The sequence below is a fragment of the Spiroplasma sp. hyd1 genome, assembly GCF_016082235.1.
Taxonomy (GTDB): Bacteria; Bacillota_I; Bacilli_A; order Mycoplasmatales; family Mycoplasmataceae; genus Spiroplasma; species Spiroplasma poulsonii.
Genome location: NZ_JXYY01000099.1, coordinates 1 through 1,980, shown reverse-complemented (window position 1 = coordinate 1,980; position 1,980 = coordinate 1). Strand labels below are relative to the sequence as shown.

The window sequence follows — 1,980 nt, the reverse complement described above, 5'->3', positions numbered from 1 at the left end:
TATTTGCAATTTTTTAACAAGTAATGCAAGAAGTCTATTATTAAAATTATCATAATCAATAAGTAAAGCGGTTTTATATTTAACTTCTTCCATCAATTATCACCTTCAAATTTATAGTATCATAATATTTTAAAAATCACTTGTCTTTATTAAAGATTTATATTTATAAAGTTGCAAAAAATAACAACAAAACAAGTTAATAATCCTAAAGAAAAAATGAGTCTAAATTAGACCCATTTTTAAATTAAAGCCACAATTGTTGATTAAATTTAAGGTTATTTTTTTACATTGGTGAACCATATGGTTTAAACGCAATATTTCACTTATCAACTGGTCAAGGGGTATAATAAATGTTATTGGTTGTTGAATTAACCCCAAATTGGAACCCTAAATTATAATGGTCTTGATGAAATAAATAAATTCCCCGTTCTGGTAAATTTGGTATATCATGACCCATTACAATGTCTTTGTTACTAAATGTTGATACTCAAAACTTATCAAGATCTGGTAATGTTTGATTTTTAGGATCTTCTTTAAATTTTTTTAATAAAACACTTCATATTTTTTTATAAGTATATGTTTGTGGATTATCAAACATCATTTCATGCAACTTTGGTTCTAACTGAATTCTTCCTTCAGTATAACGCTTGATATCTCACGTAATTTGATAATACTTGTAAAAAGCCGCAATAATCCGCCCAAAATTTTTAATTTTATTAATCATTCCGTCACGAGTAATTCCAATATTAATATAAAAAGGTTTTCCATCATTTAAGACAACCCCAACTAAAGGAATCCCAGCAACTAACACTTTTGCTAAGTTAACCTTAAATTGCCCTAACTGTAATTTTGGACCAGTTGTACTTGTTAAAATGTTTAATTTTTCTCCATAATATGTTAAAAAATTTTCTGGTGTTAATTTATCTGGGGCATAACCAGTATTAACCCAAATATATTTTTCATCTTCTGGTAATGATGGTGTCACCCCATTTGTATCAGGATTAATAATTGAATTTAATAACGCTAAAATTTCTTCATCAGGAGCATAAGTAATACTATCTCGAATATCACCAAGTCCAGAATCTGCTTGTAACGCCGTACTTAATTCATTTTGAACAATTGTATCTAGCATACTATGATCATAAGCATAATTTAAATCAAAATTATCATAAATGTTTCGATAAGCTGAATTTTGATTGACAATAATATCACCACCATTTGTATTAAAAAATTTAACAATTGCTTTTGAAACTGCCCCAGTTACAGCTGTTAGAATTTTTTTCATCCGCACACCATCATTGGTAATTGCATATTGAAAGGTAAAAGGCATACCAGGTTCTAAGGATTTAAATTTAACCTTTAGTTGTAATTTAAAATCCAAGCGAACTCCTTTTAAACCATTCGTGTCAACATTTGTTAATGTTCCTAATTTATTAATATCAATATAGTTTAAAGTAAATTTCATATCACTCTGATCAGTTGCCATTGGGACACTATCTGGATAATAGTTTGAATAGTCATCAGCAATTTTACGATTAAGATTATCAAAAACAGCTAAAAAACCATTCACTAACGCCGATAAAGCTGGTTCCACTTGTTGATCATTACGATCTAATTTTTGAAATGGTTTTGCAGCACTTACCATTGAAAATAAGTTTTCAAATTCCGGGATTGAATAATCATTAATATCGATTAGTGTTTTTTCAGTCGCATATTGCTGAAAACTATCAGCAATATGTTTTGTAATTGTATTTAAAATTTTTAAATCCCCTTGATAATCAAGGCCGCCCCCATCAGCTTGTTCAGGATTACTTTTTATTGTACAGCTAATAATAGTATTAACTGCTGTTGTTGTTAAAGATAAGCCCATTAACAAAGTTAATATTTTTTTCATATTTTATACCCCCACTAGTTTTTCATCAGTTATGAAATTATTATAAGAAAAAATAAAAAAAGGCAAGTTAAAATTAAACAAAAAAA

At 28.0% G+C, this 1,980-nt stretch carries 1 protein-coding gene; it reads right to left on the bottom strand.

The genetic code is table 4. The features are described from left to right. Positions 1-283: 283 nt before the first annotated feature. Positions 284-1,894 carry a hypothetical protein gene (locus TS70_RS06430; RefSeq protein WP_198049768.1) on the bottom strand — a complete coding sequence of 537 codons (1,611 nt, stop codon included), beginning with the start codon at positions 1,892-1,894 and terminating at the stop codon, positions 284-286. Positions 1,895-1,980 lie beyond the last annotated feature (86 nt).